Source organism: Chitinibacter sp. GC72 (assembly GCF_009760905.1).
GTDB lineage: Bacteria > Pseudomonadota > Gammaproteobacteria > Burkholderiales > Chitinibacteraceae > Chitinibacter.
On record NZ_VIRW01000047.1, the window covers coordinates 1 to 2,389 of the forward strand.

Here is a 2,389-nt window from a genome sequence, read left to right on the forward strand (position 1 = left end):
ACAAGTGGGGGATGAACGGCAAATGAGCGCCAAAAAAGTTCGCAATACCAATGCCGATGGCAAGGTCAATGGTCAACCCCCTGCGGCACCAGTGCCGGCCAATAAAGCCAACCCCAATGCTAAAAAAGAAACGCCAAAAGAAAAAAATATTTTAGAGAAAACAAAAGACAAGATTGATAACAACCTGGATCAGTGGGTTGAGCAGCAAGGCTACAGCCCACTGGCCATGGGTGCAGGCGCGCTCGGCAAAGCACTGAATGAAGTCTTTATGCCGACGGCTTGGTGGGAAATTGTACCGGTGGGGAAAGCCGGTAAAATCCTGAATAAAGGTGCTAATGCCATTGGGATGGGTAAAAAAAGCGATGAAGCGGCCGCTGCTACCAAGCAAGCACGAAAAGAAGCCGCAGAGAAAAAAGGCAAGAAAGGGGGGCAAACAAAGCCAAAAAAGAAGATGAAGTGTGGCGAGTATGGTAAGTATGGCGAACTGCAGAAGAAAACAGGCGATAATAAGTTTGATCGTGATCATATTCCATCTAAGGCCGCATTAAAAGAACGGGCTCAGTCTCTTTTAAAAGAGGGGCGCGAGTTGAGTAGTGCACAAAAAAAAGCGATAGAAAAATGGGGAGATTCAATTGCCATCCCAAAGCAAGCTCATATAGATATCAGTCCTACTTATGGGCAAACTACCGCCGAAGCAATAAAAGACTTAAAAAATTTAGCAGGCGCTGCGCGTCGGGATGTTGAAGCAATGCTTAAAAATATTGATGCATATGATGCAGATGGTGGATGCAAAAAAGCATATCAAAAGGCATCTAAACGTGTATTGCGCCATTCTAATGAAGACTTCGATAAGGCTCTTAAAGATATACTTAAAAAGGTGAAATAAGCATGAAAACTGATTTATTGTTAGCGCCACTTGGCAAGCAAGCAGACACTCCAATTGTCTTGGAAATTTTAAAAACACTTGGCTTTGACGATCAAGTAAAAATCAAGAGTGGTGAGTCTGATGCTTACCTGAACAACTATGAAAATGGAATATCTATTGTCTTTAAGTCAGAAGAATATATTCAAGGTAAGTACGGGCTTGATCTCCCTAGTGATGCGCCGATACTTACTGCCATATTTCTTTACGGCGGTGGAAACGATGAATTCTCTCAATATTCGGGCGTCTTGCCAAATGATTTAAATTTCTCAGATGGGCAAAAAATGGCACGAGAGAAAATGGGTAACTCTGACGAGTTTGATGAAGAGTACAATTCAGAATCTTGGAGTCTTCCTAATAATGTTAGACTGTTTATTGATTACTCTGATGATAGAAATTCTATAGTTTTAATTCAATATGGTATAGTATTATCGAAAATTTAGAATGTTATTTCCCTTCTGATTTTAGTATAATTTATTTGTTTAAGTGGTTAGGAGAAACACTTTTTACTCTTCGTGATAATAAAAATGCCTGATACTAATTACATAGAATTTATTGGTAAGTATTTTGGTGAACCTGAACTTGGTTTACTAATTGACCAACTAGAAATGACAGAGGCTCCAAAAATACCTAGAGGCAATATCGATGCATATCTGCAAAATCACAGCAAGGGTATTGAGCTGACATCTACAGATGAGAATGGTCTTGACATAAAGACTCTGCGGCAATATCCAGAGGGAGTACTAGTTTTATCAAATATCAGGTTCTATGGTTCGGAGGTAAATGAATTCAATCAATTTGAGGGGCAGCTACCGATGAATCTGATATTTGGTGAAGATAAAGCTGATTCACTTAATAAACTAACGACCCCAGTATGGATCAACTCGGCAAAAACTAAGTTTAGATGGGATTTTGAAGGCTATTGCTTGGGGTGTTATTTTAATGCAGAGTGTCAGCCATATAAAGTCTGCATCCAATTGCCAATAAAATAAAACAAACCAAGCAAGCAAGCAAGCAAGCAATTAATCGCGTACGCCTTATGTAAATGGTTCCAATATGAATGCTTCTGAAGTAATAAAAAATTTTAATTGTTCCGCTTCATCTGAGCCTGTAGCGCATCTTTTCAAAGAGCTGGCGACATATCGTCGTCCCCAATTACCTGAGGATGAAGAATACGTTTATCACGATTAGGTTTTAGTTCGCAGAAAAGGCATTGAGTTAAGTAGTTCCTTGCAACTAATTGGAATGAATTTTGCTTCAAAATAGGCTCTTCATAGGAGCCAAGCTTGAAACGTAATCTTTTAGGTCAACCACTCACGCCCGATGAAATCGTCATGTTAGAGAGCATGGCGCAACAGCATCATCACGCCAATTTTCGCCCACGCGCCTTGGGTTTATTGGCTTTGCACGAAGGAGAGTCGCCCAAGACCGTGAGCAAAATATTACGCATGAGCGAACAAATGGTTT

At 40.3% G+C, this 2,389-nt stretch carries 4 protein-coding genes; all 4 read left to right on the forward strand.

All coding sequences use genetic code 11. From position 1 onward, the window contains the following. On the forward strand, positions 1 to 886 hold an 886-nt coding region (locus FLS37_RS16650), incomplete at its 5' end, for a hypothetical protein (RefSeq protein WP_232522656.1). 2 nt (positions 887 to 888) lie between these two features. Then, positions 889 to 1,365, forward strand: a complete 477-nt coding sequence (locus FLS37_RS16655; RefSeq protein ID WP_157671080.1) for a hypothetical protein — start codon at positions 889 to 891, stop codon at positions 1,363 to 1,365. An 84-nt stretch (positions 1,366 to 1,449) separates the two neighbouring features. Further along, on the forward strand, positions 1,450 to 1,914 hold the full coding sequence (locus tag FLS37_RS16660) for a hypothetical protein (protein WP_157671081.1): 465 nt from the start codon (positions 1,450 to 1,452) through the stop codon (positions 1,912 to 1,914). A gap of 294 nt (positions 1,915 to 2,208) precedes the next feature. Then, positions 2,209 to 2,389 (forward strand): hypothetical protein (locus FLS37_RS16665; protein ID WP_157315105.1); only part of this gene is annotated, 181 nt, incomplete at its 3' end.